The organism is Photobacterium sp. HL06 (genome assembly GCF_059552575.1).
In genome coordinates this window covers 275,233-292,944 of record NZ_CM183915.1, presented here as the reverse complement: position 1 = coordinate 292,944, position 17,712 = coordinate 275,233, and the positions used below count along the sequence as shown (strand labels likewise).

The 17,712-nt window shown below is 44.0% G+C and carries 14 protein-coding genes; 5 read left to right on the top strand and 9 right to left on the bottom strand.

Translation table 11 applies throughout. From position 1 onward, the window contains the following. Positions 1-14 precede the first annotated feature (14 nt). The gene (locus tag AC51G0_RS19875; protein ID WP_496303381.1) at positions 15-803 is read left to right on the top strand and encodes a metallophosphoesterase; all 789 of its coding nucleotides are present in this window, start codon (positions 15-17) and stop codon (positions 801-803) included. 401 nt (positions 804-1,204) lie between these two features. On the opposite strand, the gene AC51G0_RS19870 is transcribed toward AC51G0_RS19875, so the two are convergent. Beyond that, the gene (locus AC51G0_RS19870; RefSeq protein ID WP_496303380.1) at positions 1,205-2,653 is read right to left on the bottom strand and encodes a cytochrome P450; all 1,449 of its coding nucleotides are present in this window, start codon (positions 2,651-2,653) and stop codon (positions 1,205-1,207) included. Between the two features lie 257 nt (positions 2,654-2,910). Between AC51G0_RS19870 and AC51G0_RS19865 the strand changes: the two genes are divergently transcribed. Further along, a complete protein-coding gene (locus tag AC51G0_RS19865) occupies positions 2,911-4,206 on the top strand; it encodes a lipopolysaccharide biosynthesis protein (RefSeq protein WP_496303379.1) in 1,296 nt (431 codons plus the stop codon). 58 nt (positions 4,207-4,264) lie between these two features. Here the strand turns inward: AC51G0_RS19865 and AC51G0_RS19860 are convergent, their stop codons facing one another. Continuing rightward, positions 4,265-4,924 (bottom strand): peroxiredoxin, encoded by a 660-nt coding sequence (locus AC51G0_RS19860; protein ID WP_496303378.1) that lies wholly within the window; start codon positions 4,922-4,924, stop codon positions 4,265-4,267. A 478-nt stretch (positions 4,925-5,402) separates the two neighbouring features. Here AC51G0_RS19860 and AC51G0_RS19855 point away from each other — a divergent pair, with 478 nt between their 5' ends. Continuing rightward, positions 5,403-6,806 (top strand): hypothetical protein, encoded by a 1,404-nt coding sequence (locus AC51G0_RS19855; protein ID WP_496303376.1) that lies wholly within the window; start codon positions 5,403-5,405, stop codon positions 6,804-6,806. A gap of 87 nt (positions 6,807-6,893) precedes the next feature. Here AC51G0_RS19855 and AC51G0_RS19850 read toward each other — a convergent pair whose 3' ends face one another. Next, complete coding sequence (locus AC51G0_RS19850) at positions 6,894-8,576, bottom strand: RluA family pseudouridine synthase (RefSeq protein ID WP_496303374.1); 1,683 nt, start codon at positions 8,574-8,576, stop codon at positions 6,894-6,896. Between the two features lie 404 nt (positions 8,577-8,980). On the opposite strand from AC51G0_RS19850, the gene AC51G0_RS19845 reads away from it, so the two are divergent. After that, a complete protein-coding gene (locus AC51G0_RS19845; RefSeq protein WP_496303373.1) occupies positions 8,981-10,138 on the top strand; it encodes a cyclic di-GMP phosphodiesterase in 1,158 nt (385 codons plus the stop codon). 397 nt (positions 10,139-10,535) lie between these two features. Here AC51G0_RS19845 and AC51G0_RS19840 read toward each other — a convergent pair whose 3' ends face one another. The 6 genes from AC51G0_RS19840 to AC51G0_RS19815 form a co-directional block, all read right to left on the bottom strand. Beyond that, positions 10,536-11,390 (bottom strand): dienelactone hydrolase family protein, encoded by an 855-nt coding sequence (locus AC51G0_RS19840; RefSeq protein WP_496303372.1) that lies wholly within the window; start codon positions 11,388-11,390, stop codon positions 10,536-10,538. A 286-nt stretch (positions 11,391-11,676) separates the two neighbouring features. Next, a complete protein-coding gene (locus AC51G0_RS19835) occupies positions 11,677-13,134 on the bottom strand; it encodes an ISNCY family transposase (protein ID WP_496303371.1) in 1,458 nt (485 codons plus the stop codon). Positions 13,135-13,372: 238 nt separating this feature from the next. Next, positions 13,373-14,626 (bottom strand): sensor histidine kinase, encoded by a 1,254-nt coding sequence (locus AC51G0_RS19830; RefSeq protein ID WP_496303370.1) that lies wholly within the window; start codon positions 14,624-14,626, stop codon positions 13,373-13,375. Beyond that, the gene (locus AC51G0_RS19825) at positions 14,626-15,303 is read right to left on the bottom strand and encodes a response regulator transcription factor (protein WP_496303369.1); all 678 of its coding nucleotides are present in this window, start codon (positions 15,301-15,303) and stop codon (positions 14,626-14,628) included. The genes AC51G0_RS19830 and AC51G0_RS19825 overlap by 1 nt, the downstream gene beginning before the upstream one ends. Before the next feature lie 17 nt (positions 15,304-15,320). Further along, positions 15,321-16,367 carry an agmatine deiminase family protein gene (locus AC51G0_RS19820; protein WP_496303368.1) on the bottom strand — a complete coding sequence of 349 codons (1,047 nt, stop codon included), beginning with the start codon at positions 16,365-16,367 and terminating at the stop codon, positions 15,321-15,323. Positions 16,368-16,480: 113 nt separating this feature from the next. Then, positions 16,481-17,014 (bottom strand): dihydrofolate reductase family protein, encoded by a 534-nt coding sequence (locus AC51G0_RS19815; RefSeq protein ID WP_496303367.1) that lies wholly within the window; start codon positions 17,012-17,014, stop codon positions 16,481-16,483. A 109-nt stretch (positions 17,015-17,123) separates the two neighbouring features. Here AC51G0_RS19815 and AC51G0_RS19810 point away from each other — a divergent pair, with 109 nt between their 5' ends. After that, positions 17,124-17,696: a TetR/AcrR family transcriptional regulator gene (locus AC51G0_RS19810; protein ID WP_496303366.1), complete on the top strand. Its 573-nt coding sequence runs from the start codon at positions 17,124-17,126 to the stop codon at positions 17,694-17,696. Positions 17,697-17,712: the final 16 nt, after the last annotated feature.

Below are 17,712 nucleotides of genomic sequence, written 5' to 3'. Positions count from 1 at the left end.
GCCAAGGAGTGGACATGCGTATTCAGTTTCAATCTGATCTGCATTTAGAATTTATGCCAGATCCATCAGATTACTCAATCCCCAAAACGGATGCGGATGTGATTGTCATTGCAGGAGATATTGGCGTGAACAGTGAGATACGCTATATCGACTGGGTATTAGACGAAACACATGATAAACCGACAGTCGTTGTTGCTGGCAACCACGAAGCCTATATGTCAACGTGGCAGCAATGTCATCGCAATTGGCGACATGCTACGAAAGGGACGCATGTTCACTTTTTGGAACAAGAGGTAGTAGAGCTAGGTGAGGTACGCTTTCTCGGAGCAACACTGTTTACGGATTACCTGCTTGATGGCGATCGTATTAAATCAATGAGTTGTGCCGATATCGGCATGAATGATCACAGGTTAGTGTATTTAGAGCCATCCAATGAGAGATTTAAGGCCTGTGATGCATTGGGTATTCACAGGGCCACCAGAGAGTTTTTAGAAACTGAGCTGGAAAAGGATTATGCCGGAAAAACCGTGATTGTTACCCATCATGCGCCGAGCTCACGGTGCTTCGTTAAGACGGTAGCGAGAAGTAATATTTGCCGATCTGATTTGTTAGCGCCCGCCTATGCAAGTGATCTTGAGGATATCATGGCAAGCTACGAGATCTCAGTCTGGTTCCATGGCCACCTTCATCACAGTGTTGATTTGCAAATTCATCGTACCCGTGTGCTGTGCAACCCAAGGGGATATTGGCCTAATAGCCTTAACCCTGCTTTTGAACCGGATAAAGTTGTTGATATTCATTGATGAGTCTATACCCAAACTACCTCAAGATGCTCGTTTCAGCGAGAATGACTAGGTTGGTAGGCAAGGCGCTGATTTGAAGACATAGTGGCTCTACGTTAATAAGCAGCAACACAGCATACCAGCCTAGTCAACTCGCCCTTTGGGAGTGATTCAGCAAGCCCGTTTCTGTGTCAAATGACGTAGAAAGGGGCCACCATTCCTGCCGTCATTATCCTTGAACTGGGCATGCTGATATCACTCTGAATCCTGCATTTTGAAGTAGCTTGGGTATATAGGGCACACTTGTTAGCCGTTTCCTGAAAGCATGCATTGAATGAAGCCAGCATGGCAGTTCATTTTTTGTTGCTGAATGAACTGCCATGTTACTGCCAGTGCTGCTGGGGCGTTGAATGTTTTTTAGATCATCTTCCCGTTGATTTTGGGTACAAAGAAATCTGGAGGTTCTTAGGTCGCATCGTGATGGCGAACTCCTCTTCTACTACGGGTGAAGCGTCCGGCAGAGAGATAGCGAAGTGCTGACAGATCATGGCGATTACCATTTTTGCTTCCATAAAGGCCAGAGATTCACCGGGGCAGTGGCGTGCGCCACCACCGAAGGGAAAATGGCTGTTGGCTTTATGTGGACAGGCTTCAGCGGCTAACGCTTCTTCTAGCCAGCGTTCCGGCCTAAATTGATCGGCGTCCGGGAAGCGCTCTGTGCTAAGTCCCCCGAGTCGTGTCAGTAAAAATAGCCCGGTACCTGAAGGCAACTCTGTACCATCGAGCAATGTTTGCTGGTTGGCGGTTTCAGCAGATATCATAGGTGCAGTGGATTTCAGCCGTAGTGTTTCCCTTGCGACGGCTTCAAGGTATATGAGTTCATCCAATCCCTGTACGTTAATAGATCCACTATGCTTCGAACTGATCCTGTCGGCTTCTTCAGCAATCTTTTGCTGAACATCTGGCATCGTGCGAATAAAATACAGCATCCAGGAAATCAGATTGGAGGTGGTATCTTCGCCAGCTAATAACAGTGTCAGGATATTGGCAAACAATTCTTCGTTAGTTAAGCGGTTGTTATCATCAGATGCTGCGACCATCGCTTGTAATATAGTCTCGGGAGCATCAGCCAATTGTGGGTTTAATACCAGCTCACTTCGTGTTTGTTCTACGATGTTGAGGGCATATTTTTCCACTTCGACCAAGGCCTGATCTAACTTTCGGTCCTTTTTTAGCTTGATGTATTGCCAGTAGGGAAAGGGCATTTTGGTTCGGCTGTTTAACTGGGGAAAAATCACTTCCAGGTGCTTTTGTAACCCGTCTTCGTCTTGTTCGAGCAGCCGGGTATCATGCCCGAATACTAGGGTTGTGGTGATATCGACAGTAAAGCGACGAAGGTCATCATGAATATCAATAATGGTATTGTCTTTGCTATTGCGGGTAAGGCGTAGCCGAAGCCGCTCAGTGGTTTGCTCCAATAAAGGAAAAAATGATGCCAGGCTTTTTTTACTGAATGCTGGCATGATTAGCCTGCGCTGCCGCTTCCAGTTTTCACCATTGGACGAAAGTACACCGTGGATACCAAGCTCTTTGAATACCCGCTCCAGGCTAGCAGTACGGTTGAAGGATTTTGGACGCCGCCGTAGGATATCTTTAACAACCACAGGATCAGATATCACCACATACACCATGCCTGCAATATCAATTTTGTAAGTATCACCATATTCCGTCGCCCACTGCTCTAGCACCTGATGTAGGTTGTCAGAATGTACCTGCAGGAAATTGCCTAATACTGGCCAACCTTTGGGCTGGGGGAGGTCTTCCAGTGTTCTTTTTTCAAGTTGATTTACCCGTACCACTGATTCCGTCATGCTTGTCTTCTCCATTGTAATTACCAGCTTCTGTCGGGTGACAAATAGGGTAATAAAATTGCAAACAGATCGTACCAGTTGGTAAGTATAGTTATGTTGCCGATAATTTCTGCTAATTCGTAGAAAATCCTTTCATCGGCAACGAGGCTCCAATTCAGTCACAGAAGACTTATTTTCTATTTTGCCTATCACTTCGATGAGATCTAACGTCATGGATCGAGTAAGATGCTGCTACCGTTATTTATGTTGTCTGTTTTATGGAAAAGAATTCAGCCCAGGCCAAGCCTCACGGTGAGGCACTTCCTCGCCTTAAGAAAGCATTTATTACCGGCATATGGGCAACACTCGCTAGTATTTCAGTAGGCTTCCTGTTCAAAATCTGGCTGGCACAATGGGTGCCTAAAGGAGAGCTGGCACTGTTTAACAGTGTGGTGGACATTATCTCATTGTCACTGATCCTGATGACAGGCTTCCGCTCATCAATGGTAGTGAGTTACAGCCAAACCCAAAACGACCATGATATTATTAATATATTCCGCTTTAGCCTGATAACCATGGTACTGATCACCTGGGGGCTGGTGCTTCCCTATATCAAGCATGAACTGCATATCGATGTTAGCTACCTGCAATTGGTTGGGGTGATATTTAGCATGGGGCTGAAGGTTTATTTTACCAACTTAGTCGCCATGTATCGGCTCTACAGTATTTCGAACAAAGTTACCTGGCTAGAACCATTGAGTAACGTAGTCTTGTTCTTAACGTGCTATTACCTCATACAGTTAGATGCGCTTTCCTCATTATTTTTTAGTATGAGTCTGTCATCATTGGGTGTGGCAATTTTTATGTTCATACGACGCCGAAAAGAGATAGCGACACGACCATTGGCTACGGTGAGTATGAACCCAACGCTCGTGAGCTATGTAAAAAAGAGCTTCACCGCCTCGCTGGAAGCTGGTGCGAGTATCTTGATGATATATATCACCGTACTGCTCACTATTAGCCATTTTAGTCTTGATGAACTGGGTGATTTTCAAGTGATAGTCCGCCCGGTATTTACCTACATGACAATGCTGTTTGTTTTTCCTATTTACCGTTTTGTGTTGCCAGAACTGGCTGTTTGCGTCCGCAATGCGCAGCACGAACAAATAAGGGCAATACGAGGTTGGATATTTAAGCTGGCCTTCTTGGTCGCAACGGTATTTTTCTTAACGATGTTACTATGGGGCGAGAACATCGTGATGTGGGTATTCCCGCCAGAATATAGAGGTGCGGTGCCAGTGTTGTTTCACTTTTCTATTTTCTTTGTATTTATGATGCTCAATGCCTATCAGTTAGCATACATTAAAGCGCACGGTCAGTTCACCCAGAGCTTGATCATTCGCCTGAGTGGGATTGTAACTTTGGTTGCGGCGTACTACTTACTCTCAGTCTTTACCACGAATGTGGTCGCCATCATAGTTGCTCTCGGATTGGGTTACGTGATGATGTTCATACTCTCTAGTCTTGCTGAACATCAGATTTTGCTTCGAAAACACCAGAGAGTGCCAGCCTAGATGGGGCGGTTATATTGATTGCGTGTGCCGCTTCCCTGCGGCATTTCTGTATTACTAATTATTTAGGTTGTGGCACGATACGGATATAGGGTTTAGGTGCATCCCATCCGTCAGGGAATTTCTGTTTGGCTTCTTCATCAGAAACAGCTGGAACAATGATCACATCTTCACCTTGTTTCCAGTTTACCGGTGTTGCGACCTTATGCTTGGCGGTTAATTGAATCGAATCCAGAACCCTTAGCACTTCATCAAAATTACGTCCGGTACTCATGGGGTAGGTGAGCATCAGTTTTATCAGCTTGTCGGGGCCAATAATAAATACCGAACGAATTGTTGCGTTATCCGCCGCTGTTCTTTCTTTGGCGTTCCCGCTGGCGTTGGGATGGATCATATCGTAGAGCTTGGCCACGGTTAGCTCTGGATCGCCGATTAACGGATAATTCAGCGCGTGCCCCTGGGTTTCTTCAATGTCTTTAGCCCAAGCGGTATGATCGCTAACAGAGTCAATACTGAGTCCGACAAGCTTGCAGTTACGCTTATCAAACTCCCCCTTTAGCCCTGCCAGGTAACCCAGCTCAGTGGTACAAACAGGGGTAAAGTCTTTTGGATGGGAAAACAAGATTGCCCAGCCGTTTCCAATCCACTCATGAAAACTGATGGAGCCTTCGGTTGTATTTGCTTTAAAATCAGGGGCTTCATCTCCAATACGTAATGGCATGCTATGCCTCCGTTGAGATCTTTATTGGTATTGCTGTTTAAATGTAGCTCCCAGCTGCTAGAGTTCAAGTCGGAAGCAGTTTAGCTAATTAAAAGGAAAGTCAGGTGGTATTATTTGAATTATTTATAGATTTTTTAGACTGTTATTCTTTGCTAAACAATCGATAGTTGTAATTTTGCTTTTGCTGCCTCCAGAGCCTAACAATTGTTGTATCTATTGATATTTTAGCTTCTACCATGCTATGGAATATGTGTTATTGCATTATCTGGTGAGAAGATCATATAGTCCAGGCATCACACGTATGAATATATATAACAATAGCTTATTGGTGAGTAGTTATACATATTGATAGGAGTAAATGTCGAATAATGAAAAGTTAACTTTCAGTAGAGATTATTAGCTAGTTGATTGCTTGTAGGTATATTTTGCGTTATCTTGCGCGCCATAATGAACGGTGTACAAATGTTGAGTGTTAAAAATGGTGAAGTTATATAACAAAGTTACTCCTGTACTGCTTGGTGTTGCATTGGCCCTTTCTGGATGTGGTGGCGGTGGTAGCAGTAGTGATTCAACTTCCGGCTCTACTGGGACAAGTTCGACTCCAACCGGAAACTCTGATTTAACCGTAAAATACGGTGAAGTACAGTATGATCTTACTCAGGCATTTCAAGATTATAAGCAAGCTATTGCAGAGCTGAGTACCTCATCACTTGAATTTGGCGTCGTTTACAATGATAGACAGAAGCTGTTGATTGATGCAAACGGTGACTTGATTAACTTTGTCCTTAGGGCTGAGCCAGCTAATATGGGATCTACCTGCAAGCTAAATCCGGTAAAAGTAACCCTTGATGCCGATTATGATAACTTTGAATTGGAGCGAATCGGCTATGATGAGCTATACCTGCTGAAAGTCAAAGGGTTGCCATTAAGTTTTAACGAGGCTACCTGTGAATACCGAGAAGGAGGCAGCAATGAACAGGCAATGTACCTGGTTAACAAAGACGGAAGTATTCTTGAGGTAAATTTTGATCTAGATAGCTATATATCTTATCAGGATCGAGAGCATAATCGACTAGGCAAGACTGTTGCTATTGCAAGCAATGGTGATGTGTATAGCTTTGAGCTGGATGAAAGTAGCAATGAGCCGAAAATTAATAAACTGGCTTCAACCGGCAGAACTGATTGGAAGTATGTTTCGACGGAAATTTTGTCAACAGAAGACCGGGAACAACGTTTTCTTTTATTTGATTATTTAACAGAGCACCAATATAGCGTTATTACAAATGATGCCATCAAGAATATAGGCATTGGTATCGACTTTAATTTCTATTATCAGACATATGATGATAGTTATGTTTCGCTGGTTGTCGATAGAAACCAAGATGCTGTGCTTGAAAAGTCAATTGATAAGGAAACTGCTGTAGGTATCCAGCGAGAACCTGGCTACAGCATGCTATCTGAATGTAAAGTAAAGAATGTTCCTAATGACATAATATTTTCCATTTACAATTATTCAGACGAGTCATTATTTTCGCAGTCGCCGCAAGAGCTGAAATCTGAAGAGTTAATAGATAGCACAGGGAAAACGTTGGCTTTCACGTGTCGCTCAACCAATGGCCGCTACCTGGCTATCCGTAATGTAACCAGTGGAAATATCCATTATCTTGTTGCTGATTTTGGTATGAAGACCCTGTTTTGGCAGCCTACAACCCAGCTGATAGGTAATAGTTATTATACTAAAGCCGGTGATGATAGTTATACCATGAGTAAGCAGACGGTATATAAGATTGATGTTGAATCACAGAGCGTGATTGATCTAAATAGTCTTTATCACCTTGGTGAAAATCAGTGGGTATCGAATATTAGACCAATCAAGCTGTAATGGCTGTTTAAGTCAATTTAACCTGAACCCGCATTTGCGGGTTCTTTATTAATACAGAGAGTTGAACATTTGTCGTGTCAGGTTCGTTTAAAACTCTGCCTCAACCTGGAATCGCATTAATTCATTGGTGATAGGATGATTAAGCGCTAATAGTTCAGCATGCAGATGCAAGCGATCGGCTTTCACTCCGTAGAGATCGTCACCGACCATAGGCATATGCAAGCCTTCTGTATGGGCACAATGAACCCGGAGTTGGTGTGTCCGGCCTGTTTTGGGGTACAAATACACCTTAGTTTGAGAGTTCTTCCGCTCAATCACTTCCCATGTGGTTTCTGCGGGTTTGCCATGCTGGTAGCAGACCAACTGACGAGGTCTATCGTCTAGGTCACCGCGAAGGGGGAGACTGATGAAGCCTTTATCTTGTTTGACTAATCCTTCAACTAAAGCGACATAACGCTTTTTAATCGTTCGCTGGATGAACTGCTTCTGTAAGCTCTTATTAGCCCTATGGGTTAAGGCTATCACCATCAGGCCAGAGGTAGACATGTCGAGCCGATGGACGATAAGTGGGCCTGTCGCTTTGGGAAAGTGCTGTTTCATCCGCAGGTAGACGGAGTCTTCAATGGTCTTTCCTGGAACGGAGAGGAATTCTGCCGGCTTGTTTACCACCGCCATATCTTCATCCTGGTATATGATCTCGACCGTTTTTCCTTCGCAAGGGTTGGAGAGCAAAGGATTCTCGTCCATTTCGATCCCTTCCAGCATATGCTCTAAAATTGGCTGGCATTTGCCTTTGCAGGCCGGATAGAAATTTTTGTGCTGTCTGATCTCGGATTTTGGCGAAGATCCCCACCAGAACTCGGCCATAGCCAGCGGTTTCATGCCCCATTTAAAGGCATATTGCAGTAACTTTGGCGCGGCACACTCTCCGGCACCTGCTGGGGGAACTTGCCGGGTGGTATCGACAAAGAGATCGTTGAGGTCTCTCTCTATGCCGTCTACGTTCAAGAACCGATATTGCTCAAACAGTTTCTTCTGCAAGGCGGCGGATAGCTTTTTGCGTTTGTCTTTTAAGACAGTGATTTCACTTGTTAGATGATTTAGCCGCTGTTGGGCTATACCAATACGCTCTTCCCAATGAAGCTTTAAATCTCTCAACTGAAGCTTCTCGATAACACTTTCACGGCTTAGTTGTTTTTTTAGCTGCCGTAGCTCCGTAGGATCGAGTTCTGCATCAGCAGCGGCACGCTGTGCTTTTCTGATTTTTCGCCCTTCGATCATTCGGTTTCGATGTGCTTCAAGTTGTTCAGTGCTCGCACCTTGCTCCGCTTTCAGTTCTATTTCAGCTTCTGAAATCTTCGGATTACGCTCTAGCTCTTCGACCTGGCCATTGATCTTATTGATTTCCAATTGTTCATCGAGGAAAAAACTATCTTCCGCCAACATATCAAACACCGGAGGAACAAAGTTTGGCAGTAGGTTTTTCTCGGCCATTTTTCCAGAAAATGCGGATAAGTAGCCAATCTCTCCCTGCGCATTTTGCACTAGCAATACACCAAACATCTTGCCAATCGCCGTTGCTTGATCCCCGCCAAGGCCAAAGTTATGCTGCCACTGGGTTTGCGTCTCAAGGTGGTGTTGCAGCTCTTCTGCCGCTAATAGGCAGAGCGGGTGGGGCTCATAGTAGAAGGGGAAAGTGAACCGCTCGGGCAGGGTAAACGCATTAATCGATGCTTTAAATGGGGTAAAACAATGTTCCGGGGAGTGCATATGCTGATCTATTATGATGAACGTTGAGCCATATAAGCACGTAGCTTTATGGGCAGTTAAGGGCGGCAATATTAACCTTTCAAAATGCAGATATCACTAAGAGATAGTCAATTATTCTTAGTTTCGTTCTGGCTCCTATGTTTATCCTGCAGCCATTCAGAAATTTTCTCGCCTTGAACCAGTGAGATTCAATTTGAAAGCGAGCGGCTTGTTGTCGCCATAAAATGCTTCTATGTGTCGTCAAATTGACGAAAATTGTCACTATATTGGCACCTTCTTGCCATCTGTATGATTTTTAGCTAGCTACCATTTGGTTTCATATATCTTTTCGCAAATCAATACATATAATCATTTCTTTGGTCTAACATATTGATTAGGTAATTCAGGGATGAAGGTGGTCGATTATGATTCAAGAAGTTGCAGTTGAACACCTCTGTGAAGGGCTATTTGTCGTTGAGCTTGAAAACGCTCAAGGGCGGTTACGTGTTAATAAGCCGGGCAGAATTCATTCTAATGACCTGATTTATAAGATTAAAGCCAATGGTATAAAAATGGTGTGGGTTGATTTCAATCAGTCAGACCTCAGTCATTATGTTCCTGATCTCAATAAGCGCATCCCTAAGCCCGCTAAAAGCGCCACTATGGCTGTGGAGCTTAAACGAGCTGAGTCTATCTTACTAAAGTCGAAGGATTTACTGAGTAAAGCCATTGATAGCTTATACCAAGGCAAGAATATTGACATCGCACCCATTGCCGACCTGTCGGAAAGTATTGTCGACTCTATTCGTTGTAATCCAGATGCCATTCACTGTGTTGCCTCATTGCGCCAGAAAGATGCCTACCTATTAGAGCATTCCCTAAATGTTGCTTTTCTGATGGTGAGTTTTGGTCGGCACTTAGGTTTAAATCAGCATGTGCTAAAGCAGTTAGCTATTGGAGGGCTCTTACATGATGTAGGAAAAACCCAGGTACAGCTTGAAGTGTTAAATAAGCCGGCTCGGTTGAGTTCGGAAGAGTTTGAGCATATGAAATTGCACCAAGTACTTTCTGAGCCAATTCTAGATAGCATACCGGGGCTTTCCGAGATGAGCCGCCAAGTGAGCCTTCTGCATCATGAAAAGCTTGATGGAAGCGGCTACCCAAGGGGGTTAGCTGGAGGTGAAATCTCATTGGTAGGACGTATGAGCACTATTGTCGATATCTATGATGCGTTAACTGCAACCCGATGCTACAAAGAATCGATGAGCCCAGCTGCGGCATTTAAAATTCTCAAATCCATGACGCCTCATCAGTTAGACAGTGATTTGCTCAATGAATTTATTCGTAACGTAGGCGTCTATCCGGTAGGTTCGCTTGTTGAGTTATCTGATGGACGAGCTGGCTTGGTGTGGGAATCGAATGAAACATCGATCCTACAGCCAATTGTGAAGTGCTTCTATTCAGTAAAATTTGGCCACTATGTAGAAGTGGAGATGATCAACCTTGCCGAGAGTAAGCAGTTAACCATTGAGCGGGGATTAAGTCCGGGAAAGGAAAATATAGATCCTACTCCTTATCGTTAATCTGTATTAGTGTGATTACCGAGGGAGACTGACGGACTAATTACCGAGGGACTTTGTCGTTCCAGCATACCAGCTCCCTGATTGAACACTCAACTAATAATCTCCGCTATGTGTGGGAGAGGAGTAAAGAATCATACTGAGAGCTCGCAGAAGCTTAGTGCTGATGTGGCATTTTCATACCAGATAGAAATCAAGTCTCATACTCAGAACATTTTTTCTGTCAATTCACAGCGTTCCTAAGTATTAAAGTGCCATACGAAATCACTTTGATAACACGGTTCGGGACAAGAATGAGTCAGCCCTGATTGGCTGACTTATAATCATATTGACTCGAATTAGCATCGTCATTAAAACGACGTAATTGGGTTAAGCAAAGAATCTTTGTTGAAGTACATCCCTAAGGGCGAACATCGAACTGAATGTCAGTAAGGTACTTATCTGCTACAGATGTCCATAAGTGCCAATACTTGTAGAACACATCATGTCCTGATACGTTCTTACCTAGTTGATAGAATTTAAATTCTACGTTACCTCCTGACTGTTCATACGATCTAGCGAACGCCTCGATTGTTGTGTCAGAGTAATAAGAGTCATTGCGGCCATAAATAAACAAAACTGGCGCTTTAAACGTGTTTCCTGCATTCTCAAATATCGGAAGGTTCATGGAGATATTGTCTTTATTACAGCTATCGTCGACCCATCCCCCCGAAAAATTTATAACACCTGAAAAGGCGTCTGGATGCTCTGAAGCATAAGCTAAAGAGAGAATACCTCCTCTAGAGTTTCCCGTTAATAATACCTTTTCTTTATCTACCCACGGCTGATTCAAAAGATAATCATATGATGCATCTAACGATTGCATTGCATAGTCTAAGCCTTCTTCAATCCCTTTAGGATCACACGTGTAAAGTTCTTTGTAACTCCCCTCTGATTGGCCTCTACCTCTCCGCATTGGAATTAACAGAGCAATATTCTTTTTGACTAGATACTCTCCAAACCCCCAAGGATTAATTGTGTAATCCTCTGGGATAACATTAGGGCCAGTTGACCCGTGATTAAAAATTACTGTTGGAAAAGGGCCTTCCCCCTCAGGCTTATACAAGGTAGCTTCCAAGTTAATGTTGCTATTCCATAATAAACCTTCTTCTTTCATTGGTATCTGGACGCTTTGTCCAAAGTTGTTTGCTAGTGCGCTATTAGTAACAGTTAAGCAAACTGCTCCTACAATAAAGAAATTTTTAATAACAGCCATTTTAGTTGCCATATAGGTAAGGTGTTGTTTTTACAATGCTAACTATCTCTGTTTACGCAGTTTGTGACCAACGACCATGTTCGGAAGAATTCTTAAAACACACCGATGAAAACCTAATCCAATAACTTTTTTGAGGTAGAGAGGTGATAGTGGTTGCAACTCACTTTGGGACTTTCCCGTGATAGAAAAGTCGGTCACGAGAGTTGTTGACCGCCAGTTTGGTATGATTCTTTATTACTCAGTATGAATCTTTAATTCTTAGGGTGAGACTTTATCCTCTCCTACACTATGTGACGACAAGCGATGATTTTGCTTTCTCAACGCGTAAGGCGCTAGTATTCATTTTTTCCCGTAACCAGATGTACCGAACCCCATTTGGACTCAGTTCTATCTGATATTTTTCTCTAAGCTGAGCCGATACCTGCACCTGACCCAGATGTGGATTTTCCAGTGAAAAGGCGATAACGATTTCTTCGATCTCCTTAGATGTGCGATTCTTGTGATGTTGAACTGGGCTATAAGATCGTTTGAGAGCCTCAGGGCCTTTTTCTTTAAGCAGTTTGCGATGTCGGTATATCGTGTCACGGGAGCAACCACTGAGTCGTGCAGCTTCGGCCACATTCCCAAGTTTTTCTGCTAATTCCAGTGCATCAAGTTTTCTCTGGATTTCGAGGTCATACATAGAAGGTTTGGTTGGTTCGACCACTTCAGAGACCATTAATTTACGGTCTGCAAAGTAGGCCGTGAAGCTGCCGTCAAACTGCTTACGGATTTCTATTTTCTGGTTAGCGATAGAGTGTCTGAGTGGCGAGTCGATTAAGTAAAACTTATTGCTATAACTGAACGTATGGTCTCGGCGGATTTTCCGATATTCTTTCTGAACACAGATATTGTCTAGACTGATATGCGCAGGGACAGGTGTAAATTCAGACTTAATATTCTTGGCCTTAACAGCGATTGTTTTCTGCCAGTATTCAGGGATAAACACTTCTTGGAGATATTGATTAGCACATTGCATATCAGAGATGCCTCTCAAGCGTAACTCAGGAACGAGACGATCTTGGAAGGTATCGAATGAGCGCTCAACACGCCCTTTCCCCTGCGGTGAGTTGGCGAATATGATTTCGATACCCAGCTCTTCACAAGCCCTCTGCATATGAGAGAAGTTACAACGCTTAGGGCCACCGAATATCCCTGCCTTGTCCACGTACAGAGCCTTAAATAGCCCTTTTTTCTCGATATAGTTGCGCATAACTTTCAGACAGGCCTCAGTCGTTTCTGACTTAAAGAACTCGGCGTGAATTTCACTGGTTGCATCATCAATAATGGCGATTAGACAAGACTTTTTGTTCCCGAACCAACGGTGTGGACTACCATCCATTTGCAATAACAGTCCTGCCGATTCCATTCGTTCGCGTCTCTTACGTACTTGAGAGCGCCTACGCTTAGCCCTCTTCACATGATGGATATCGTGTGCCCAAGACCGCAAGGTCTCACGTTTAATCTGGATGCCCTCATGTGCTTCTAATAACTCAGCAAGGTGCTGCAAATTCACGTCGTAGTATTTCTCTTTAATAAGAGACTGAACCTGCTTCTTAAGAGTATCGGGTATTTTATTGGCAGGAGTTCTGCCCGTGTTACGGTGAATAACGAATTGTATTCCGACTTTCTGATACTGCTGAAGATAGCGTTCAATAGTGCGACGGGATTTATTTAGAAGCTTGGAAGCATTGATAATACTCATCCTTCCTTGCGCGACCTTGGCGATCCCTGAATACGCACAATGGAGTATTCAGAAAATCACTGATCAAATAGATCCGTCAATTTCCCTTGGTAATTAACTCAGAACGACAAAATCGCTTGGTAGTTAAAGTACGACAAAGTCCCTTGGTGTTCACACGTTAATCTGTATTAGTTCCGACTAGATCTGACACTTCAGTTTGAAAAGAAGAGAGTTACCCACTTTGATTAAAAGTGCTACGCTACCTTCCTATTTTCGTTATTCGCACTTGAAATTGTTTAGTATCTTGCTTTATCGCACACTGCCACCCCATCTTTTGGCAAAGTGTTGTTACCAAGTATAGCCCTACGCCGTAGCCATAATCAGCGGACTCATTTACAGTGTTAGTTTCAGAAACCACTGGGTTAGTGAGCGTCAAGCCAGTATTCAGTTGGTAATCGATATTGATTCTGCCTTCCGCGCTGTATTGCAGGGTATTTCTTATCAGATTGCGCACCAATATTTGAATCAAAATAGGGTTTGCGTCAATGATTGCTTCTTGCTCAAAGACACTCACATCCAGTTGCCTATTGGCAGCTAAATAGTGGTTGTTTGCTAATTCTTGCTGGATGACTTCGCCAAGGTTGATTGGCTGAGTGTGAAATTGGGCTAAATCGTCAGACCATAGCCACAGCAAGGCTTCGCTGGTGGCGCACATATTGGTATTCGCTCGCTGAATCTTGTTAAGTTTACTGGCAAGTTTGGGGGCTAGCGGCTGTTCGGTTTTGTTGATCAGCTCTAATGATGCCTTGGTGATCGCCAGAGGTGTTCTTAGTTCGTGGCTTAATGCCCGTAAAAAGTGCTTCTCTTCTTCATTACGTTGATTGAGCTCTGTTAGCGAGCTTTGGATCTGCTCGGCAACTTCATTCAGTTCGTCAAAGCGAAAGTCAGGTAATTTCTCTGGGATTGTCGGCATGATGTCCTTGGAGGCAATATGGCGGTTCCACTCGCGTAATGATTTGATTGGCTTTAATACAGACCAGCCAAGGTTGTATATGACGCCAATGCTCAGAATGGCTAATACCAAAGCTAATAGGGCAGTCAGGTCGCCAATTGTCAGCCCTATTATGGCGCTATCGAGTGACTCATCGTAGATGTGTAATGCGAATAGAAACTGATCTGTATTAGGGTTGTAATAAGGCAGCAAGTAGATGAATTGACCACCCTGGTGCTCAAAGTACAGCTCTCCGTCTACCCATGCCGGATCCCCAAATAGGTCCTGAATTGCTTTGGGTAAGGCGTTATATTCCGGAAATATTACGATCGGTGCATTTTGCTTAGTTGGTAGGTTTTGTTCGATATAGCTTTCTGCTTCTTGTGTCATAAAGTAATGAACGGAATCATCGTTGCCCCAGTCATAGACCAGATTGGTCATGCCAATGAATACCAGCATGATGATTGAAATCAATAGGGTGATTTGTAGCGAGATATAGCGGCTTATACTACGTGGCAACATCAGGCTTGTCCCTCTGGGGCGGCAATCATCACTCCCCGGCCACGAACTGTTGTGATCAATGGGCTGAGCTCTGGGGTGTCGACCACTTGCCGTAACCGATAGAGCAACATCTTCAGAGCGTCTTTGGATGGAGCCTCACCGCCCCAGACATGGTCTTCGATATCGATTTTTGCTACAACGGATGGGCTACGTTTGACAAGAATTTCCAGTAATCGCCATTCGGCAGCGCTTAATGAGAGCTGCAGACCTGCTCGGTAGGCTTGTTGCGCCACTAGGTCTAGCTTCAAGTCGGCAATTTTGATGTTATCTGCAGGCGGGTAGGCTCGATGAGCCAAGACTTTGATCCTCGCGGTAAGCTCGGCCAGCTCAAAAGGCTTAACCAAATAATCATCTGCGCCTTTGTCGAAGCCTTTGAGCTTGTCTTCCAGGTTAGCCCGTGCGGTGAGCAACAGACATGGTGTGTGGTTGCCATTGTGGCGCAGCTTATCCAGCAAACTGAATCCATCCATCTTCGGCATCATCACATCAGAGACAATCACCTGATAAGTATTTTCTTCAAGGAGATTGAGGGCCATGGAGCCGTTATAGGCGATATCACACTCGATGGTTTCGGCTTCCAGATATTCGATCACCAGTTCAGCCAAGTCCATATCATCTTCGACAAGCAATACCTGCATCTAACGGCTCCTTTAGGTTAAATTAGTGGTTGATCATTGGTGACACAGTGAATACCGCCACCTGCCTTCGCAATCGTTGAGGTCTCGATGAGATACACATCTCTATCAGGATAGAAAGATTCAAGCTTAGCTTGCAGCTCTTTATTATACTCTTCATCACTATCGGCCATGGCAGCAATAAACCCATTTCCAATCAGCCAGTTAGGGTTTCCATCATAACGCTGTACGTTTAGTCCGGCAGCTTCTGCATCGGAAACTAACTGTTCGTCTCTTGTCGTATCTTCAAGAACAGTGACGGCTAAGGTATTGCCATTGATGAATCGTGCTGTGCCATCAATATGGCCAGTTGTGCCATCACCTGGGTAATAACCATAAGCCCAGACAATAGTGTGTACTCCAAGCTTTTCTCTTAAGATCGCCTCATGCTCTTGCTGTGTCATACCAGGGTTGCGTTGATCCTGACAGTCCCAGTTGATCACTAGCACGCCATCACCATTTACCTCGACATTACCTTTCTCCAGTATGTAGTCAAGATATTGTTCAGACTCGACATTTAGCTGCTTGGCCACATAGTCAGGGATGAGGTTGTCATTGGTGTAGCTAACATCGCTACCAAAATTGCCTCCCCAACCGTTAAAGCCCCAGTTTTGAATCCAGGTTTTCTGACCGTCGGTGACATAAATTGGCCCGTTGTCACGCATCCAGGCGTTGTCGAATGGTACAACATGCCATTGAATGTTCTTATCCGTGACGCCGAGTTCGGTCAATAGCTGTTGAGCCTGGCTTTTTTCCTGTTCATTGCGGGTTAGCATATGCACTAGCTGATATTGCTGAACGACTGAAACGATTCGGGCGAATGCCGGACGTAGATCTGCTTCCCATTGATCCGGATATTGCATCCAAACCGCAGCTTGGGCCTCCCATTCAGCAGGAACACGCACATTTGATGTTTTGGTTGAGGTCTCGGAGGTTGCTGTTGGTATTATGTCGGTAGAACAGGCTACTAAACCTGCTGAAGCACATAACATAACAATATTGAGTAATTTGCGAGAAGAACTGAACATAAGCCTTTCCTTTTGATTGCACTGAATTGACAGCACTAGCTTAAGGAAGGTTGGGTAACGGGAAGGTAACAGACAGTGATCCAACCGATATGGATCACTGGTTTGATAAAAAATTAGCGAACACGAACAAAATGATTTTGAACGATGGCGTCTAGAAATGTTTCACTCTTAACGAGCTTAAAATTGAGTGGTGCCTCTAAGTCACCAAATAAGGGTAAGCCGCCGCCAAGAAGTACGGGGAGGGTGGTGATAATCATCTCGTCGATCAGATCTTCCTTAAGAAAGTTCTGAATGGTGACGCCGCCATCGATATATAAGTTATTGAACCCTTTCTCGTTGAGTTGTTTAACGACATCTTTGAGTGGGCCACTCACAAGAAAAACTTTATCTTCATAGCCTTCAGGTACTGAAGTCAGTGTGTTGCTCAGTACAAAGACAGGTTTACTGTATGGCCACTCCACATCAAAACTTAAAACCACCTCAAGGGTATTTCGTCCCATCACCAATGCATCAATGCGATCAACATGTTCCACAAACCCCAGATTAGAACCCTCAGGATTCGGAATAGCGTGCAACCAATCTAGGCTGCCATTCTTATCGGCAATGTAGCCATCTAAACTTGTTGCGATAAAAACACTATTTGACATTTTCGACTCCAATACCGGCTAAAGACCGTCTGAACTTGGCAATTAGCCCAGCTTTGTATAAGATATTCTACACTGTAGAAATTATTAAGCAGTCTAGCGAGGGGATTTGATGTCTGTCAAGGAGAAAAAACGCGGCCGACCAAAAGGTGCGAGCAGCCAGCTTAGTAAGCAAGCTATCATGGATATGGCTAAGACCTTGATGCGAGAAGAAGGGAAGATACCAAGCATTCGTAAGCTGGCGTCTAGTCTAAATGTTGATGCGATGGCGATTTATCACTATTTCAGTAATAAAAATGCATTATTAGAAGCAATTACCACTTCACTGATAGAAGATATCTATCAACCTAAAGTGACTGACAAGTGGAAGCTAGAGTTAAACAAGTTATGTAGTAGCTATCTAACATTACTAAACAATTATCCTGGATTACTGGAAACGCTTCTCTCAATGAGCTCCATAAGTCCTGCTGAAGTATTTGTTGAACGCTTCAATACCGTTATAGAGCCGTTGAACCTTGATGCTGGTTCAGCCAAGAAGGCATTGGATTTGTTGGTTGATTACCTTCATGGCTTTGCACTTGCATTAAATTGCAGTGGCAACCAATCGACACTGAATATAGACATGGTCGAAGGGCCACTCGATCTGTATTGTATTGCTCTGGAAAATGTAAAGAAGGACAATTAGAGGTCTAAAAGTCCAT